This window comes from Oleiphilus sp. HI0061 (assembly GCF_001635675.1).
Window position 1 is genome coordinate 1 of the sequence record NZ_LWFE01001482.1, and the last position, 561, is coordinate 561.

1 protein-coding gene is annotated in these 561 nt (G+C 46.9%); it reads right to left on the bottom strand.

Going from position 1 to position 561, the window contains the following annotated elements; genetic code table 11:
• Positions 1-561, bottom strand: a 561-nt coding sequence (locus A3735_RS23165) for a LamG domain-containing protein (protein WP_156499856.1), incomplete at both ends; no start/stop codon positions are given.

The following is a 561-nucleotide window of genomic DNA, read 5'->3' on the forward strand; positions in this document are numbered from 1 at the left end:
CTCGATACCAAAGCACAATAGTCCCTTGACTCCCTACGTCTGTGTCCAAGTCCAGCTGTGAGTCAATGGCATCAATCGTTGCTGAATTTGAGTTGTCGGGAATAAAACTACCTTTACAAACCTGGCCGCTGGCATGGGACTCTGCACTACCGACACTTAATCCCGCATTACCGTTACCCGAATAATCCTCGATCGACACGCCTGCGCCCGACCAATTATTTTGCTCAAAGGCAAAGTGAGCAAGAGGCTGATAGGCGCCACATGAACGTGTCTCGGTATATAAGGCATTCACTTGCGAATCACTTAGAACGCTGTTGTATATTTTGACTTCATCTAGCTGACCTTGAAAGTACTCTGGCGAACCACCTGTATCTTCTATCCGGCCGATACTCGTGAAAGAGTTGCCAATCACACCTGCTGCTGCGGTGCCACTTTGATCCAACACGCCATCAATATATATTTTATACGCACCACTACCGGCATCACGTGTTAGTACCACATGATGAAAGCTATTATCATTGATCACTCCTGAGGATTTTGTTGAGTAATCGTTACCGACCG